This window comes from Protofrankia sp. CiT1 (assembly GCF_917627335.1).
GTDB lineage: Bacteria > Actinomycetota > Actinomycetes > Frankiales > Frankiaceae > Protofrankia.
In genome coordinates this window covers 31,760-47,211 of record NZ_CAKJTP010000004.1, presented here as the reverse complement: position 1 = coordinate 47,211, position 15,452 = coordinate 31,760, and the positions used below count along the sequence as shown (strand labels likewise).

The 15,452-nt window shown below is 68.4% G+C and carries 16 protein-coding genes; all 16 read right to left on the bottom strand.

The window, feature by feature from the left end; genetic code table 11:
• Positions 1-1,146 (bottom strand): cysteine desulfurase family protein (locus MJ785_RS01605; RefSeq protein ID WP_239379939.1); only part of this gene is annotated, 1,146 nt, incomplete at its 3' end.
• Positions 1,143-1,979, bottom strand: coding sequence for a HesA/MoeB/ThiF family protein (locus MJ785_RS01600; protein WP_239374697.1), 837 nt, complete (start codon positions 1,977-1,979; stop codon positions 1,143-1,145). The genes MJ785_RS01600 and MJ785_RS01605, both read right to left, overlap by 4 nt.
• A gap of 13 nt (positions 1,980-1,992) precedes the next feature.
• The gene (locus MJ785_RS01595) at positions 1,993-2,589 is read right to left on the bottom strand and encodes an iron-sulfur cluster assembly accessory protein (protein WP_239308106.1); all 597 of its coding nucleotides are present in this window, start codon (positions 2,587-2,589) and stop codon (positions 1,993-1,995) included.
• 30 nt (positions 2,590-2,619) lie between these two features.
• On the bottom strand, positions 2,620-3,207 hold the full coding sequence (locus tag MJ785_RS01590) for an iron-sulfur cluster assembly accessory protein (RefSeq protein ID WP_239308105.1): 588 nt from the start codon (positions 3,205-3,207) through the stop codon (positions 2,620-2,622).
• A 2-nt stretch (positions 3,208-3,209) separates the two neighbouring features.
• On the bottom strand, positions 3,210-4,793 hold the full coding sequence (gene nifB, locus MJ785_RS01585) for a nitrogenase cofactor biosynthesis protein NifB (RefSeq protein WP_239308104.1): 1,584 nt from the start codon (positions 4,791-4,793) through the stop codon (positions 3,210-3,212).
• Complete coding sequence (locus MJ785_RS01580) at positions 4,790-5,068, bottom strand: nitrogen fixation protein NifZ (RefSeq protein ID WP_239308103.1); 279 nt, start codon at positions 5,066-5,068, stop codon at positions 4,790-4,792. Before MJ785_RS01580 ends, nifB begins: the two co-directional genes overlap by 4 nt.
• Entirely contained in the window at positions 5,065-5,397 is a 333-nt protein-coding gene (locus MJ785_RS01575) for a nitrogenase-stabilizing/protective protein NifW (protein ID WP_239308102.1), read from the bottom strand. Before MJ785_RS01575 ends, MJ785_RS01580 begins: the two co-directional genes overlap by 4 nt.
• Positions 5,394-5,603, bottom strand: a complete 210-nt coding sequence (locus MJ785_RS01570) for a CCE_0567 family metalloprotein (RefSeq protein ID WP_239308101.1) — start codon at positions 5,601-5,603, stop codon at positions 5,394-5,396. The genes MJ785_RS01575 and MJ785_RS01570 overlap by 4 nt, the downstream gene beginning before the upstream one ends.
• Complete coding sequence (locus tag MJ785_RS01565; RefSeq protein ID WP_239308100.1) at positions 5,590-6,069, bottom strand: NifX-associated nitrogen fixation protein; 480 nt, start codon at positions 6,067-6,069, stop codon at positions 5,590-5,592. Before MJ785_RS01565 ends, MJ785_RS01570 begins: the two co-directional genes overlap by 14 nt.
• Positions 6,066-6,464, bottom strand: a complete 399-nt coding sequence (gene nifX / locus MJ785_RS01560; protein WP_239308099.1) for a nitrogen fixation protein NifX — start codon at positions 6,462-6,464, stop codon at positions 6,066-6,068. Before nifX ends, MJ785_RS01565 begins: the two co-directional genes overlap by 4 nt.
• Positions 6,458-7,840, bottom strand: a complete 1,383-nt coding sequence (nifN, locus tag MJ785_RS01555) for a nitrogenase iron-molybdenum cofactor biosynthesis protein NifN (RefSeq protein WP_239346902.1) — start codon at positions 7,838-7,840, stop codon at positions 6,458-6,460. The genes nifX and nifN overlap by 7 nt, the downstream gene beginning before the upstream one ends.
• Positions 7,840-9,246, bottom strand: coding sequence for a nitrogenase iron-molybdenum cofactor biosynthesis protein NifE (nifE, locus tag MJ785_RS01550; RefSeq protein WP_239308097.1), 1,407 nt, complete (start codon positions 9,244-9,246; stop codon positions 7,840-7,842). The genes nifN and nifE overlap by 1 nt, the downstream gene beginning before the upstream one ends.
• A gap of 7 nt (positions 9,247-9,253) precedes the next feature.
• Positions 9,254-10,783: a nitrogenase molybdenum-iron protein subunit beta gene (nifK, locus tag MJ785_RS01545; RefSeq protein ID WP_239308096.1), complete on the bottom strand. Its 1,530-nt coding sequence runs from the start codon at positions 10,781-10,783 to the stop codon at positions 9,254-9,256.
• Positions 10,784-11,268: 485 nt separating this feature from the next.
• On the bottom strand, positions 11,269-12,678 hold the full coding sequence (gene nifD / locus MJ785_RS01540; protein ID WP_308194816.1) for a nitrogenase molybdenum-iron protein alpha chain: 1,410 nt from the start codon (positions 12,676-12,678) through the stop codon (positions 11,269-11,271).
• 82 nt (positions 12,679-12,760) lie between these two features.
• Positions 12,761-13,627: a nitrogenase iron protein gene (gene nifH, locus MJ785_RS01535; protein WP_239308094.1), complete on the bottom strand. Its 867-nt coding sequence runs from the start codon at positions 13,625-13,627 to the stop codon at positions 12,761-12,763.
• A gap of 60 nt (positions 13,628-13,687) precedes the next feature.
• Positions 13,688-14,860: a homocitrate synthase gene (gene nifV / locus MJ785_RS01530; protein ID WP_239308093.1), complete on the bottom strand. Its 1,173-nt coding sequence runs from the start codon at positions 14,858-14,860 to the stop codon at positions 13,688-13,690.
• Between the last annotated feature and the right edge of the window lie 592 nt (positions 14,861-15,452).

The following is a 15,452-nucleotide window of genomic DNA, read 5'->3' as shown; positions in this document are numbered from 1 at the left end:
GCCGCGCAGGCAACGGACGTGGTCGACGGCGCTGACCACGTGGCCGACCGCGGCGTGCACCTCCTGTTCGGTCGTGGGGCGGCCGAGGCTGAACCGCAGGCTCTCCGACGCGGCGGCGGGCGTGCGCCCCATCGCCGTCAGGACGTGCGACGGTTCGCTGCTCGGCCCCGTGCAGGCGCTGCCCGCCGAGACGGCCAGCTGAGGCATGGATGTCATGACCGCGTCGGCGTCCGCGCCCGCGAACCGCAGGTTCAGCGTGTTCGGCAGCCGCGTGACGGCCGGGCCGTTGAGCTCGACACCGTCGATCTTCTCCGCGAGCAGATGGTGCAGGAGCGCGGTCAGCTGGCGCAGCCGGTCGGCGTCGGTGCCCAGTTCCGCCGCGGCGATCGCCGCGGCCTGCCCGAAGCCGACGATGCCGGCGCTGTTGGTGGTGCCGCTGCGTAGGCCGCGTTCCTGACCGCCACCGACAATCAGCGGGGGCAGCCGGCTTTGCAGCCGCCGGCTGGCGACGAGCGCGCCGACTCCCTTGGGACCGTAGATCTTGTGTGCGCTCAGCACCGCGAGGTCGGCGCCCCAGGCGTCCAGCGCCACCGGAATCTTGCCCGCGGCCTGCGTGACGTCGCAGAGGAACAGCGCACCAGCGCCGTGCGCGAGCTGACAGGCCCGCCGGACGTCCGCGATCGCGCCGGTCTCACTGTTCGCGGCCATCACCGCGACCAGGACGACGTCGTCGGACAGCGACGCGGCAAGATGGCCGAGATCCGGGGTGCCGTCGGGCAGGACCCGGACGAAGCCGACCGTGCCCTGATGGGTCCTCGCGGCCTCGGCCGCCGCCGCGAGTACGGCCTTATGCTCGGTGGCCGCTACCAGGACGCGGCGACGGCCCGGCTCCGCGCCAGCCAGGACACCGCGGATCGCGAGGTTGGCCGCCTCGGTGGCGCCGCTGGTGAACACGACGGTGCGCCGGCTCGTGCCGACAAGTGTCGCGACCTGCTCCCGGGCCTGCTCGACGAGCCGGGCGACGGCGCGGCCCGCGGCATGCCCGCTGGAGGCGTTCGCGAACTGCTCCGAGAACAGCGGCAGCATCGCCGCCAGCACCCGCGGGTCAACCGGTGTGGTGGCGTTGTGGTCAAAATAGATCGTCATCGCTGGAACGGCTCATCGCTGCCGCCTGGGCTGGCAATCCTGGCCCCGATCGGCGTCGGCTCACGGCGGTACATCTGGTATACCTCTGACCGGTACGCCCCGCAATCGCCGCAATCCGGGTCGCGGCTCACGGCGAACGAGCGGAAGTCCATGTCCCACAGGTCGAAGGAGAGCAGTCTGCCGGTCAGCCCCTCACCGAACCGGGCAATCAGCTTGATCACTTCCATCGCGGCCATGCACCCCACGGTCCCGGCGACCGCGCCGAGCACGGGGAAGCCAAGCGGATCCCACTGCGGATCTCCATCCGCGAACACACAGCGCAGACATGGATCGCCAGGAGTAACCGTGAGCAGCTGGGCCTCGGTGGTGTTCATGGCCGCGAAGACCACCGGTACGCCCAGGTCCAGACACATCCGGTTGATCCGGAAACGTTCGGGGAAGTTGTGCCGGGCGTCGACGACCACGTCCGAGGCAGCGACGAGACCGGGCAGGCGCGGGTCGAACAGGTCACGGTCCCATGCCTCGACCATGACGTCCGGATAGTGGGCCCGCAGGGTGTCGGCGGCGCAGGCAGCCCGCGGGTCACCGACCCGGTCGGGTCGCATAAGCGTCTGTCGGTTGAGGTCTGGTATCTCGAGGGCGCCGGGATGCACGAGGACCAGCCGCCCGACGCCAGCCGCGGCGAGGTAGGTAGCGACGGCGCCGCCCACCCCACCCACCCCCGCCACAAGCACCGTCGCCTCGCACAGCCGCTCCTGTCCTGATCCGCCGAAGCCATCCAGTGTCAACTGGCGCGCAAAGCGCTGCATGTCCCCGCCCATCTCCCCGCCCATGTCGCTGCCTCCGCTACCGGCCCACGGCGGCGGGCACGACTCTCCTGATATCCGGGACGGCCGCCCTGAGCTGTTGCTCGACCGTCCGCACCAACGCGGTCACCTCGGCCTCGCGCTCCAGACCGGCACCGGTCAGCCGTACCGAGACCACACCGTCGGCGACTCCGACGACAGCCGCGTCACGGCCGGCGAGCTGCAGGTGCGGCCGGATGTACTGGATCGCCACGTTCGCCTTCTGCAGCAGGGAGGTCTCCACCCCGTCGGGCTGGACGGGGGGCACGAACGAGGGCCCGCACAGGCAGCCGCCGCGCGCGTTCGGGTTGTAGAAGGTGAAGCCGGACGACATCAGCGACTCGCTGTAGTCGACACGCATGCCGTCGAACTGCTCGGCCGCATCCGCGGGGACGAACACCTCGAAATCCCCGACCCGGGTGACGACATCACCGTCGGCCGGCACAGGCACGACCGCAAGCCGGTAGCGGTGGCCCGCACAGTTACCGGACGTGTCGACACCGATCCGCAGGCCCGACGCGGGCGCTGTCGGCGCCCGGTCGAGCAGTACGCGGACCTGGCCCGCGGCCCGCTCGGTGAAGCTGATCGCGATACTCACTGGTCCATCTCCCGATACACCCAGGCGCGGTCAGGAAGCGAGGACGACTCGCTCAACCGCGGGCACCGATTCCTTCAGTTGACGCTCGATGACGCCGGCCAGCGTGTCCAGCGCGGAGGAGCACCCCCCGCAGGCGCCGGTCAGCCGCACCGACACGACACCGCCGGTGACGTCGACCACCGACGCGTCTCCACCGTCACGCTGCAGGAACGGCCGGATCAGCGCCATCGCGTCCTCCACCTGCCGCCACACCTCGGCCTCGTTCCCGTCCGGCCGCGGCGCCGAGAACGACGATCCGCACGAGCACGGGTCTGAGTTGTCGGGATTGGCGAAGACGAAACCGGACGAGGTCAGCGACTCGACATAGTCGATGCGGACCCCGTCGACCATCGACGCCGACGCCGTGTCGACGAGCACGTCGAACCCGTCCTGGCGGACGATGACATCTCCCTTTGCGGCGGCGGGCGCGAGTGCCAGGCTGTACCGGTAACCCGAGCAGCCACCGGGCTCAGCGCCGACCCGCAGGCCGTAGCCGGCGGTCGCCTCGTCCCTGGTGAGCAGGGCACGCACCTGCTCACTCGCACGCTCGGTGAGAGTGACTCGAAGCTTACTAATCATGATCATGCCTTCGCTACGAGGTGGCCCGCCAACGGCGCCCGCCCGGCCCGCGGCTCGTCGGCCGGCTCGGCCGGCTCGACCGGCAGCCGGGCCGCCAGGCGCGCACCCTCGGCCGCGACCGCGGACTCGATGAGGTCGTACCGCTCCACGGCTTCGATCCCAGCCGCGCCCAGTGCCTCCCGCGGCCCATTGCCGATCTTGCTGCACAGCACGGCCGCGCAGTCCGACAGCAGCCGGACGGTCTTGTCGAGAACCGGCTCGTCCTCGTCGCATGCGGACGGGCCCTCGCAGTAGCGCTCGACGCTGCGGGTCCCGACCAGGCGCGCCCAGTTCTCGCCCGCCTCGTAGACCCAGAACTCCTCGGCATGGCCGAAGTGCTGGTTGACCACGCCGCCGCCCTTGGTGGCGACCGCGACCAGGACGGTCCGGTCCGGCCGGGTGATCCCGTCCGCGGAGAGCCGCAGCTCCTCGCGGGTGGCCCGCACATCGGCGCGCCAGCGTTCGATCGCGGCCTGGGCCGCCTGCCGACCGGCCAGGTCATAGGTGACCTCGCCGGCATAGGTCTCCGGGCCGAACTCCTCGCTGCGGTCCTCCCCCAGCAGCCCGACCGCGTCGGCCCGGCACTGGCGACAGTGGCGCATCATGGTCATCTGGGCACCGTCGTCGCCCGCGCAGCGATCCTGCAACGCCTTGAGCTCCTGCGGCGTCGGCCCGCGCTGCCCGGTCAGGCCGTAGTGCGTGCCGTGCTCGGGCGCGGACACCAGCGGCATCACGTTGTGCAGGAACGCGCCCATGCCCCTGACCGTCCGGGAGACCTCGACCAGGTGCTCGTCGTTGACCCCGGGGATCATCACCGAGTTGACCTTACAGAGGATCTTGCGCTCGGTCAGCGCGGCCAGCCCTTCCAGCTGCCGCTCGGACAGGATCTTCGACGCCTCCGTACCGGTGTAGCGCTTGCCGCGGAAGGTGATCCACGGGTAGATCCGCGCTCCGACCTCGGGGTCGGTCATGTTGATGGTGATCGTGACGTGGTCGATGCCGAGCTGTTCGATGCGATCGACGTGGTCGACGAGGGTGAGGCCGTTGGTGGACACGCACAGTTTGATGTCCGGGCAGTCGCGGGCCACCAGCTCCATCGTGGCGAAGGTGCGGCGCGCGTTCGCCAGCGGCTCGCCCGGCCCGGCGACGCCGAGCACGCTCATCTGCTTGATTTCGCTGGCGACCCGTTTGACCTTGGCGAGCGCCTCCTGCGGGGACAGCAGCCGGCTGGTGACGCCGGGCCGGCTCTCGTTCGCGCAGTCGAACTTGCGGTTGCAGTAGTTGCACTGGATGTTGCAGCCGGGCGCGACCGGCACGTGCATCCGGGCGTAGTACTGGTGGGCTTCCTGGCTGTAACAGGGATGGTTCGCGATCTTGTCGGCGATCTCCGGGTCAAGGCCGGTAGCGCCGCTGCCGCAGCCCCTGGTCGACGCGCACCCGCCGCCGGGTGGCGCCTGCTGGCCAGCCGCCTCCTTCCGCGCGGGCACCGGCCGCTCGCCGGCCCGCGGGGAGGGCAGCACCGTGAGCGGGATGGACCCCTCGGTCATGCCGGCTCACCTCCTTCGTGACGGGCCTCGTGGCTTGCCACGACGACGGCCGGTTGCAGTTCCTTCTCCAGGCATCCGACGACTCGGCCGTTGGTGAACGCGACCGCGTAGACGATGTGCTCCTGCAGGTAGAGCCCGACACCGCGGACATGTCCCACAGACCCTGCGTCCACCAGGACGTCACCGACAGCAATGCCGGGCTCCGGGTAGGTCCCGTCGTTACGCAGTACCTTGACGGTCACGACCTCGTCGCCGACATCGAACGCAGCCCTCATCGCGCACTCTCCTGTGATTCGACGGTGACGGCGTCCAGCGCGACGAACGCCCGCGGGGCACGGTCGGCCAGGACCTTGAACAGGCGGTGGTCCAGTGCGGTGCCGGTGGTGAACGCCTCATGGGCGTCGGCGAGCGCCGCCCGATATGCCGCCATGCGGGCATCCGGCGCTGCCACCGCGGCGTCGATCCGGGCAACCGCGGCGGAGAAGTGCCGAAGGATGTGCAGCCGGTTGACGGCGACCACCCGCGGATCGTAGGGGACATCGAGGACCTCGAAATACTCCTCGGCGGTCCCGGCACGGCCGAAGGCCGCCAGCAGGCCGCTCATCGAGCGTCCACCTTTGCCAGTTCTCGTTCCAACCGGTGGATCTCGACGTAGGCGTTGTAGGTCGCGGTGGCCGTCTCAATGATCTGCTCCCAGCCGACCGGCAGGTCCTCGGCCAGGTCATGCAGGTCGAGCTTCAACCTGGTAGCGAGGCTGTTGAGCTTCTTCAGCTTCGTCTGCAGCTGGGGGATCTCGTCAGAAGTCGTCACGAGCCACCTCCGGGTAGGTGCCGACGAGTGCGGCGGCGGCGTTTACCAGTGCCGCACCACGCTCGGCGAGATGATCGATGGAGTCGAAGCCGAACCGGTGGGCGTCGCGCAGCACGTCGCAGATGACCACAAGCCGGCCGACGAACACCACGACTCGGCCGAACCCCTCCTGGCTGAGGTCCAGCACATAGCTGGTGACCTGGCCGGTGGCCTTCTCGATGCCGGCGGCGACCGCCTGGTAATAGGTGCGCAGCCGGCCCTCGGTCGCCGGATCGACGTCACAGGTGATTCCGAGCTCGCGGCGGCGTGCCGCGGTGAGCACGAACGGACCGAGCAGCTTCTCGGCGCCGAGCCGGTCGAACTGCCCGTAGGTGTCGCCAGCCCGCAGCTGGTCGACCAGGTCACGCACGAAGCCGTTGCCGATGGCTGCGCTTACGTCATGCCCGGGGCCGGCCATGCCGCTCATCGGGGGTTCCAGGTGGGCGCGAGATCCGGCGAGTGCTGGCGCAGGACCTTGCGCAACCACGGCGGCGGGTTACCAGCGAGCACGCCTTGCAGCCGCTCGATCAGATCGGTCACCCGGGTGTCCTCAGCCGTCTTCACCGGATGGACCTTGGCCTTCACCACCCGGGCCGCGGCGGACCCGCCGATCGCGCAGACATGGAGGATCGAGCAGTCGGCCACCGCCGCCAGCCTGCTTTCAATCTTGTTGTCCTCGTCATCGCCGGCTGGAGCGAGCGTGCGCGTCTCCATCAGCTCGGCCGTGGTCGCCGAGACCTCGTACACGTCGAACCGGCAACACAGCCCAAAATGCTGGTCGACGGCGCTGCCGTCACTCGTGGCAAATGCGACTTTCAGCACGTCAACTCCTCATAACGCTTGTTCGACCGGGTCGGGGAATGCTCACGTCCCGATCCGGCACACCGGCCGGAGCGATAATCAAGAAGGCAGTTGGCCGCGTCGACAAGCAGGTGGAGGCTGCCGCGGTAACCCGCGGTGGCCCGCAGCTGCGCGCCGAGACGGTCATAAACCGGGAAGCCCACGGCCAGGTGGGCCGCGCCGATCCGGTTGGCCACCTCACGACCACGGCTGGACGCGACGACGAGCTCGGCCCCGGCGGCGGCGGCCCGTTCAGCGAGATCGACGAAGTCACCGACGACCACCTCGTCCCAGGGCGCCCGCTCCAGAACCGCGGCCTCGGTCGGAGACACCGCCGCGACGATCTCCGCGCCCGCGTCGTAGAGGAGCGAACCCACCGCGACGAGCTGTTCCGGCTCACCCGCCAGCGCGACCCGCGCGCCACCGAGGACGAAGTGGCTGTCCATCAGGCCGTCCGCGAGGCGACGCCGCCACCGGCGGACCTCCTCGGGTGCGGGCACACCGCCGAAATCCATCAACGCGTGCACCAGCCGGTCGACCGCCGCCAACCCACTCAAATGATCATGAGCCGTGAGAGGCGCGGCCGCGCGGGCGGCCAACACCGCTCCCGCGCCAGCGGCAGTCGCGCCGATCGCCGCCACCGCGCCCGAAGCTCCGAGACCGAGCAGGTCCGCCACGCTCGTGCCACCGGTGGTCAGCGGCGACCAGGCTTCGTCGAGATGACCGTCGAGTGATCCGGACAGGTCCGGGACGAGTACCGGGGCAAGCCCGAACGCCCGCACCAGCCCGGCCACCTCGTCGAGGTCGACAGCGGACAGCGACGGGCCTACCAGCACCGCCAGCTGCTCCGCACGTGTCGTACCGGCAGCTGGGACCGCTCCGACCAGGGCCTCCAACGCGGCCGCCCAGCCGTCCGACAAACCACCGCGGAAGTCCGGTGTGGACACCGGGACAACCAGCGGGTGCCCCTGCGCCGGAAAACAGGAGGTCCGCGGCGCGTATCGGGACGTCCGCAGGACACCGAGCAGGTCCTCACCGTTGACCTCCGTCATGCCGGTGGTGAGTACCCCGATCACATCCGGATTATTACGCTCAGTAATAGTATCCAGCGCGGCAATAACCGAATCGGAGGCGCCGAGTACCGCTGTGACCTCGGTGACCGCGGTGGTCTGCAAAGGAATCGGTTCGCGGAAGTGACGTGTCAGCAGGGCCTTGGCAAACGCCGTGCAGCCCTGAGCACCGTGCAGCAGCGGGATCGAGCGCGCCAGCCCCAAGAAGACCAGAGCACCGCCGAGAGGTTGGCTGTGCTTGAGCGGATCGAACGCCGCGCCGGTCGCGCCGGGCACCACACGCGCCATCAGCTCGCCCCGTCCGTTCCCGCGGCGGCGGGCCGCTCCCACGGGGCTGGCGCGCGGACCTGCTCCCAGACCGGGCTGGACAGCGCCAGGTCAAGACGGCGGGCGAACTCCACCATCCCGGCGTAGCCAGCGAAAGCGTGCTGCCGTTCCTGGTTGACGTCCAGGAACGGCAGCCTGCCCTTGAGCGCGGTGTACTGGTTACGCCCACCGGCGATGAGTATGTCGGCCTGGGTCTCGCGGACGAGCCGCAGCAGCTCCGCCGGATTCCCGTCCCTGATCACCCGGCCATCCGGGCCGAGCAACGAAACAATCTTGTCGACGTCATCGTCGGTGCTCTTCGTCGCTCCGGAGGCAACGACCTCCACCCCGAGGTCCTGCAGTGCCGAGACCAACGACCAGCTCTTGACGCCGCCGGTGTAGAGCACGGCACGGGCCCCGGCGAGCCGTTCCCGGTACGGGGCGAGCGCCGCCGCGACGTCGGCCTCCTCGGCGGTAATGAGCTCGTTCGCGCGCCAGGCGAGCTCGTCACCGCCGAGAAGACCCGCAAATCCACGCAGCGTCGCGGCCATCGCCCGCAGGCCGTAGAAGCTGCCCTCGAACCACGGGATGCCGTAGCGATCCTCCAGCCCGCGGGCGAGCGAGAGCAGCGCCCGCGAGCAGACGACCATCGTCGCCCGGGCACGGTGGGCGGCGGCGACGTCGGCGTACCTGGCGTCGCCGCTGATGCTCGCCAGCACTCGGATGCCGAGCTTGGCAAGCACCGGGGCGACGTCCCACAACTCGCCGGCGATGTTGTACTCGCCGACCAGATTCACGTCATACGGGGTGCTGAACGCCGGCTCGACCGTACCGATCACATGTTCCAGCAACGCCTGACCGGCGAGACGGTTGCCGAAGTTCTTACTGCCGGCGAAGCCCGGCGCGTGCACCGGGACGACCGGTATCCCGGTCACGGTCGCCGCCGCCGCGCACACCGCGTCGATATCGTCGCCGATCATCGCGGTGACGCAGGTGGAATAGACAAAGACGGCGGGTGGATGGTGGCGCCGGGCGGCCTCGACGATGGTGTCGTAGAGACGCTGCTCACCGCCGAAGACCACCTCCTGCTCGCCGATGTCGGTGGCGAATCCGCGCCGGTAGAGCGTCGGACCGGAGGAGAGGCTGCCCCGACCGTCCCACGAGTTGCCGGCACAGGCGATCGGGCCGTGCACCACATGGGCGACGTCGGTGATGGGCACCAACGTGATCATCGAACCGTCGAACGCGCAGCCACCGGCAGTGCCGCCCGGCTTGGGTTTCGGGCATCCCGCCTTCCGCGCCGCGGGCTCCTTGGTACGGTTGTGATCGCATGCCGGCTCGTCGAACAACTTGCCTGGTTCGACCGTGCCGCGGGTCAGGGCAGCCATGTTCACCTCAGCGAATGACGTCGAAGCTGTGGTCCGGGGCGTTGCGGTCGAGCTCGTCGAGCACGGTGTTCACGAACTGGGCGAGCAGGTTGATCCCGCCCTCGTAGCCGACGATGGGGAACCGGTGCAGATGGTGCCGGTCCGGGATGGGGAAGCCGACCCGGATCAGCGGCAGGTTCGCCTCCCGCGACAGGAACTTCAGGTACGAGTTCCCGACCAGCAGATCGACCGGCTCGGTGAACAGCAGTGACCGCAGGTGCCACTGGTCCTTGCCCGTCCAGACCGTGGCGTGGCCGCCGTAGGGGCTCGCGGCGAGGACGGCTTCGGCGCGCTGCTTGAATTCCTCGTCACCGTTGGTGGACACCACGTGTACCGGCACGATACCGAGCTCCAGCAGGAAGCCGAGCAGCGCCACGACAAGGTCGGGGTCACCCATGACCGCCGCGCGCTTACCGTGCAGGTAGGCGTGTGAGTCGGTCATCGCGTCGACCAGCCGGCCGCGCTCGGCGGTGACGGCGGCGGGGACCTTGACCCCGGTGAGGGCCGCCACCTCGGTGACGAACCGGTCGGTGTTGCCCACGCCGATCGGCAGCGGCACCGTGGCGGTCTGCTGCCCCCACTCGGTGCGCACCAGCTCAGCGGTCTTACGCGTGGCGCTCTCCTGCAGGAACAGGGTCGCCTTGGCGTTGATCGCATCGGCGGCCACCGGCAACGGCGTGCCACCCGGGTACAGTTCGTAGTCTCCGGTGGCCGGCGAGTCCAGAGCGTCGGTGTGGTCGCCGAGCAGGACGTGCTTGACGCCCAGCAGGGTGAGCAGCCGCTTGATCTCGCGCAGGTTGCCGGTGTAGGTCTCGAAGCCCGGCACCACGTTCAGCGTGCCGTTGGACTTCTTCGCTTTCTTTCCCGCGTTCAGGTAGGAAAGAATACCCTTCATCATGTTGTCGTAGCCCGTGAGGTGCGAGCCGACAAAACTCGGGGTGTGCGCGTAGGGTACCGGGTAGTCCGCGGAGATGGCACCCTTCTCCCGGGCTATACCGATAAAGTTCTGCAGGTCGTCACCGATGACCTCGGCCATGCAGGTGGTGGAGACCGCGACCATGTCCGGCTTGTAGAGCGCGGTGGCGTTCTCCAGCGCCTCGATGAGGTTGTTGAGGCCACCGAAGACGGCGGCGTCCTCGGTCATCGACGACGACGCCGCCGGGAACGGCTCCTTGAAATGCCGGGCGAAGTAGCTGCGGAAGTACGCTACGCAGCCCTGGGAACCGTGAACGAGCGGGAGCGTGCCGGCGAACCCAATGGCCGCGAGCAGCGCGCCGAGTGGCTGGCAGGCCTTGCCCGGGTCGATGGTGAGCGCCTCCCGGGCGAAGTTCTTCTCCCGGTACTCCCAGGAACGGGTCCAGTCCGCGACCCGAGCGATCTCGGCGGGGTCGGCGGGGTCCTCGAACTCACGCTTGCGGTCGAACTGCTCCTGGAAGTGCGGAGCCTTGAACAGCTCGTTGTGGTCGAGCACGCGAAGAGGTACGGGATTGTCTGTCATGCGAACGCCCTCTTATGTAATCGATGGGGAGGAAGGAGCGGCTTCCCCCGGACAGCTGCTTGCGCCGCGATCCGGGAGAGACCGATTCGCTACGGCGGACTGGCGTACGGGGCCGCCCGGCCTGCTTCCGGCGATCGCGCTTCCAACGGAACGCGACCAGCCCTCGGCCGGCGCCTTTCACAACCTGGCGGGGCCACTCCCCCGGCGGCTCGGGAGCCGATCAGAAAACGGTTCCCGAGCCGCCGGATCACCAGGTCGGTCACCCCGGCCCGCCGTCGGCGCGCTCACTGCCGCGCTCGCGCCGACGGCTAGGGCGTGTTTCGAAAGCCAGCTGTCCGGCTCGCCACGCCCAGGCGGCCCCTGGCCGCGTTCTCGGCCACACCGATACCACTCATCCGGTATCGGTGTGGCCCGCGGCCTTGCCAGGAACCGCCTGAACGCGGCTCCCTGATCGAACGACAACTTTCGAAACACACCGTAGGGGCCTACGCGGCGGCCGTGGACCAGGGCGCCTGGAACAGGTTCCAGGTCGGGCTGTTGATCGCGATGTCCATGTCGCGGGCGAACACGGCGAAGCCGTCGACACCGTGGTATGGGCCGGAGTAATCCCAGGAGTGCATCTGGCGGAAGGGAAGCCCCATCTTGTGGAAGACGTACTTCTCCTTCACGCCGGCACCCATCAGGTCGGGCCGCAGCCGGCGGGCGAACTCCTCCAGCTCGTAGGCGCTCGGGTCGTCGTAGATCACGACGCCCTCGCCGAGCTCGGGGTTGGTGCGGCTGTAGTCATCCTTGTGGGCGAACTCGTAGCCGGTACCGATGATCTCCATGCCGAGATCCTCGTAGGCGCCGATGGTGTGCCGCGGGCGCAGGCCACCGACGAGCAGCATCACCCGCTTGCCCTCCAGCCGCGGCCGGTACTCGTTGCGCACCAGGTCGAACAGGGGCTGGTAGCTGGCGATCGCGGCCTCGGTCTTCTCCTTGATCGTGTCATCGAAGAACGACGCGATCTTCCGCATCGACTCAACAATCTTGGTCGGGCCGAAGAAGTTGAACTCGGTCCACGGGGTGCCGAAACGCTCCTCCATCGTGGTGCAGATGTAGTTCATGGAGCGGTAGCAGTGAATCAGGTTCAGCTTGGTCATGTGGCTGGTGGACAGCTCGTTGAGCGTGCCGTCGCCGGACCACTGGGCCACCACCCGCAGGCCCATGTCCTCCAGAATGCGCCGGGATGCCCACGCGTCGCCGCCGATGTTGTAGTCACCGATCAGGGCGACGTCATATGCGGTCTGCTTGGTGGTGTCCCGGGTGCCGAGCACGATGTCCCGGATGGCGTCGTTGGCGATGTGGTGGCCCAGCGACTGGCTGACGCCGCGGAAACCCTCGCACTTCACCGGGACGACCGGCATGTCCAGTTCCTTCGACGCCTCGCGGGCGACCGCGTCGATGTCGTCACCGATCAGGCCGATCGGGCACTCGGACTGGATGGAGATACCTTTGGCCAGCGGGAACAGCTCGGAGATCTCCTTGCAGATCGTGGCGAGCTTCTTGTCACCACCGAACACGATGTCGCGTTCCTGGAAGTCGCTGGTGAACTGGAACGTGACGAAGTTGTCGACGCCGCGGGTACCGTGCGAGTAGTTGCGCCGGGAGGCCCAGGAGTACTGGCCGCAGCCCACCGGGCCATGGCTGATGTGGACCATGTCCTTGATCGGGCCCCACACCACACCCTTGGAACCGGCGTAGGCGCAGCCGCGGATCGTCATCACACCAGGACGCGACTTGATGTTGGACTTGACCTCGCACTCCTTCGACCCGTCAGGGTCGTTGGGCTTGATGTGCTTGGCCCGGAACTTCGCGGCCTTGGCCGGATACCCGGCGAGAACATCGTCGATCATTGCCTGGGTGCCGGCGACCGGCGTCCCGGGGGGAGTCACAGGAGGAGTCACGACAGACCTTTCTGATGAGAAGTTCGCCTGGTCACGCGACCGCGGTGGCCTTCTGGCCGACGATTGACTCGTCCTCCTGCTCCATGATCCCGAAGTCGATCAGGAGCTCCTCGAGCTCGTCCATGGTGATCGGCGTGGGGATGGTCTTCATGTCGTTCTCTTCGATCTTGCGTGCCAGTTCCTTGTACTCATTCGCCTGGTTGGACTCGGGCGCGTACTCCAGAACCGTCATCCGGCGCAGCTCGGCGTGCTGAACGATGTTGTCGCGGGGCACGAAGTGGATCATCTGGGTGTTCAGCCGCCGCGCGAGCTCGGTGATGAGCTCGTCCTCACGGTCGGTCTTGCGGCTGTTGCAGATAAGCCCACCGAGGCGGACACCACCGGAATGCGCGTACTTCAGGATGCCTCGGGCGATGTTGTTCGCCGCGTACATGGCCATCATCTCACCGGAGGTGACGATGTAGATCTCCTGGGCCTTGCCCTGGCGGATCGGCATGGCGAAGCCGCCACACACGACGTCACCGAGGACGTCGTAGCAGACGAAGTCGAGGTCCTCGTAGGCGCCGTTCTCCTCGAGGAAGGTGATCGCGGTGATCACACCACGGCCCGCGCAGCCCACGCCCGGCTCGGGACCACCGGACTCGACGCAACGGATGTCGAACTCACCGGACAGCAGCACCTCCTCCAGCTCGAGATCCTCGACCGAGCCCTTCTCCGCGGCCAGGGCCAGAACCGAGGTCTGCGCCTTCGAGTGCAGGATCAGACGGGTCGAGTCCGCCTTCGGGTCGCAGCCAACGATCATGATACGGTTGCCGCGAGTAGCAAGCGCCGCCATCGTGTTCTGCTGAGTGGTGGACTTACCGATACCACCCTTGCCGTAAAAGGCGATCTGCCTCATCGCTGTGTGCTCCTCACCGCACGCCCGAGCGTGCGTCCATGTCGGAAAACCAGAGTTCGTTCAGGTAGCCGTGCTGGTACAGACAGCCGTGCTGGTACAGGTGACGGAAACCTGGAACCGCTCGTAGAGATCGCGGATCTCGTCCGAGCGCAACGGGCGCTTGAGCATGCAGACCTGCGAGCGCAGACCCTCCAGGACCGGTCCGAGAACGCGCTCGTCCGCATCGATCCCGTGCTTGCGCAGGGCGTGGCGCACCGACGCCCGCCCCGCGTGCTTGCCCACGACCAGGCGGCGCCGGGCGCCGACCTCAGCGGGGTCGAAGGGCTCGTAGAGGCTGGGCGCCTTGAGCACCCCGTCCACGTGGATACCGGACTCGTGCATGAACGCCGCCCCACCGACGATGGCCTTCCCGCACGGCATCGGACGGCGTGCCGCGCGCGAGACCAGGGCCGCGAGCGCCCGGAAGGACGTGGTGTCCAGGCTGGCCCTGAGGCCGAACAGGTGGCGCAGTGCCATCGCCACCTCCTCCATGGGCGCGTTGCCGGCCCGTTCACCCAGCCCCGCGACCGTGGTGCTGACGAACCCGAAGCCCGCCCGGACCGCCGCGAGCGTGTTGGCGGTGGCGAGACCGAAGTCGTCATGGGCGTGGATCTCCCAGTTGGCGGGCACCGCGCCCACCAGCTGGGACGCGCGGGCCCAGGCGCCGAAAGGCTCGAGGACCCCGACGGTGTCGGCCCAGCGCAGGCGGTCGACACCATCGCGGGACAGTTCGCCCGCGAGCTCGATGACGAAGCCGTCGTCCGCCCGCGAAGCATCCTCAAACCCGACCCCGACCAGCAGGCCCAGGTCGAGGGCGGCGGCGGCGCACTCGCGGATCCGGGTACGCGCCCACGCCCGGTCACGACCGAACTTGTGCGCAAGGTGCAGGTCGGAGACGGGGATACTGATGTGAACGCGACGGACGCCAGCGGTGACCGCCGCGTCGATGTCGGACCGCATCGCCCGGCACCAAGCGACGATCTCCGCCCGCAGCCCGGCGGACGCGATACGACGCAGTACTTCGCGCTCGGCCGAGCCCATGGCCGGCACGCCCGCCTCGATCTGCTGTACTCCCGCCTGGTCGAGCGCGACGGCGATGGCGAGCTTCTCCTCGGCCGTGAAGGCAACTCCCGGGGCCTGCTCACCATCACGCAGGGTGGTGTCACAGAACCCGATCACGCTGTCGTGCCTCACAGTTGCCCTCCGTCAGTCGAAAAGGAAGGTGGCGAGATGCGCGGGCCCGCGGTCAGCTGTCCGCGACCGGTGGCGACCTCCGCGGGCCTCGCCGTTGAAGCGCCGCGATTAGGAATGTCGTCCACCGTTGTTTCACGCTCTTTAAGCGCCGTATCTTCGCAGTAACGTTTCGGCCGCATCCGCGATTCTGGGACGAATAGCTGAGGAGCCCCGGGCCGGGTGTCGAAAAGCCCTGGGACCAACGGTGCGAGCGCCTGGCGCCACATGGTTCACCGCCGGTCGTCACCGGACCCGCCGGCACAATACGACAGCTTGTCTTCGCACTATTGTTTTACGCTCGGAAGCCGTGACCAAATATCGTGGACAGCCAACTTGGGACGAATGAACCAGCGCCCGCGGGCCAATGACCCGAACAGTTTTTCAAACGCCCCCGAGAAGTCTGCCCCGGGGCACGGGCATGACAAACAGTGGCGAGCACAACAAAGGCGTTCCCCGGTCGCGGGCGTTGTGACGACGCCGACGACCGGGGAACGCCAGAGATCAGTGCACCGCGGGTCTGGGAAAGCGAAGGATCACGTCATACCGATGAATC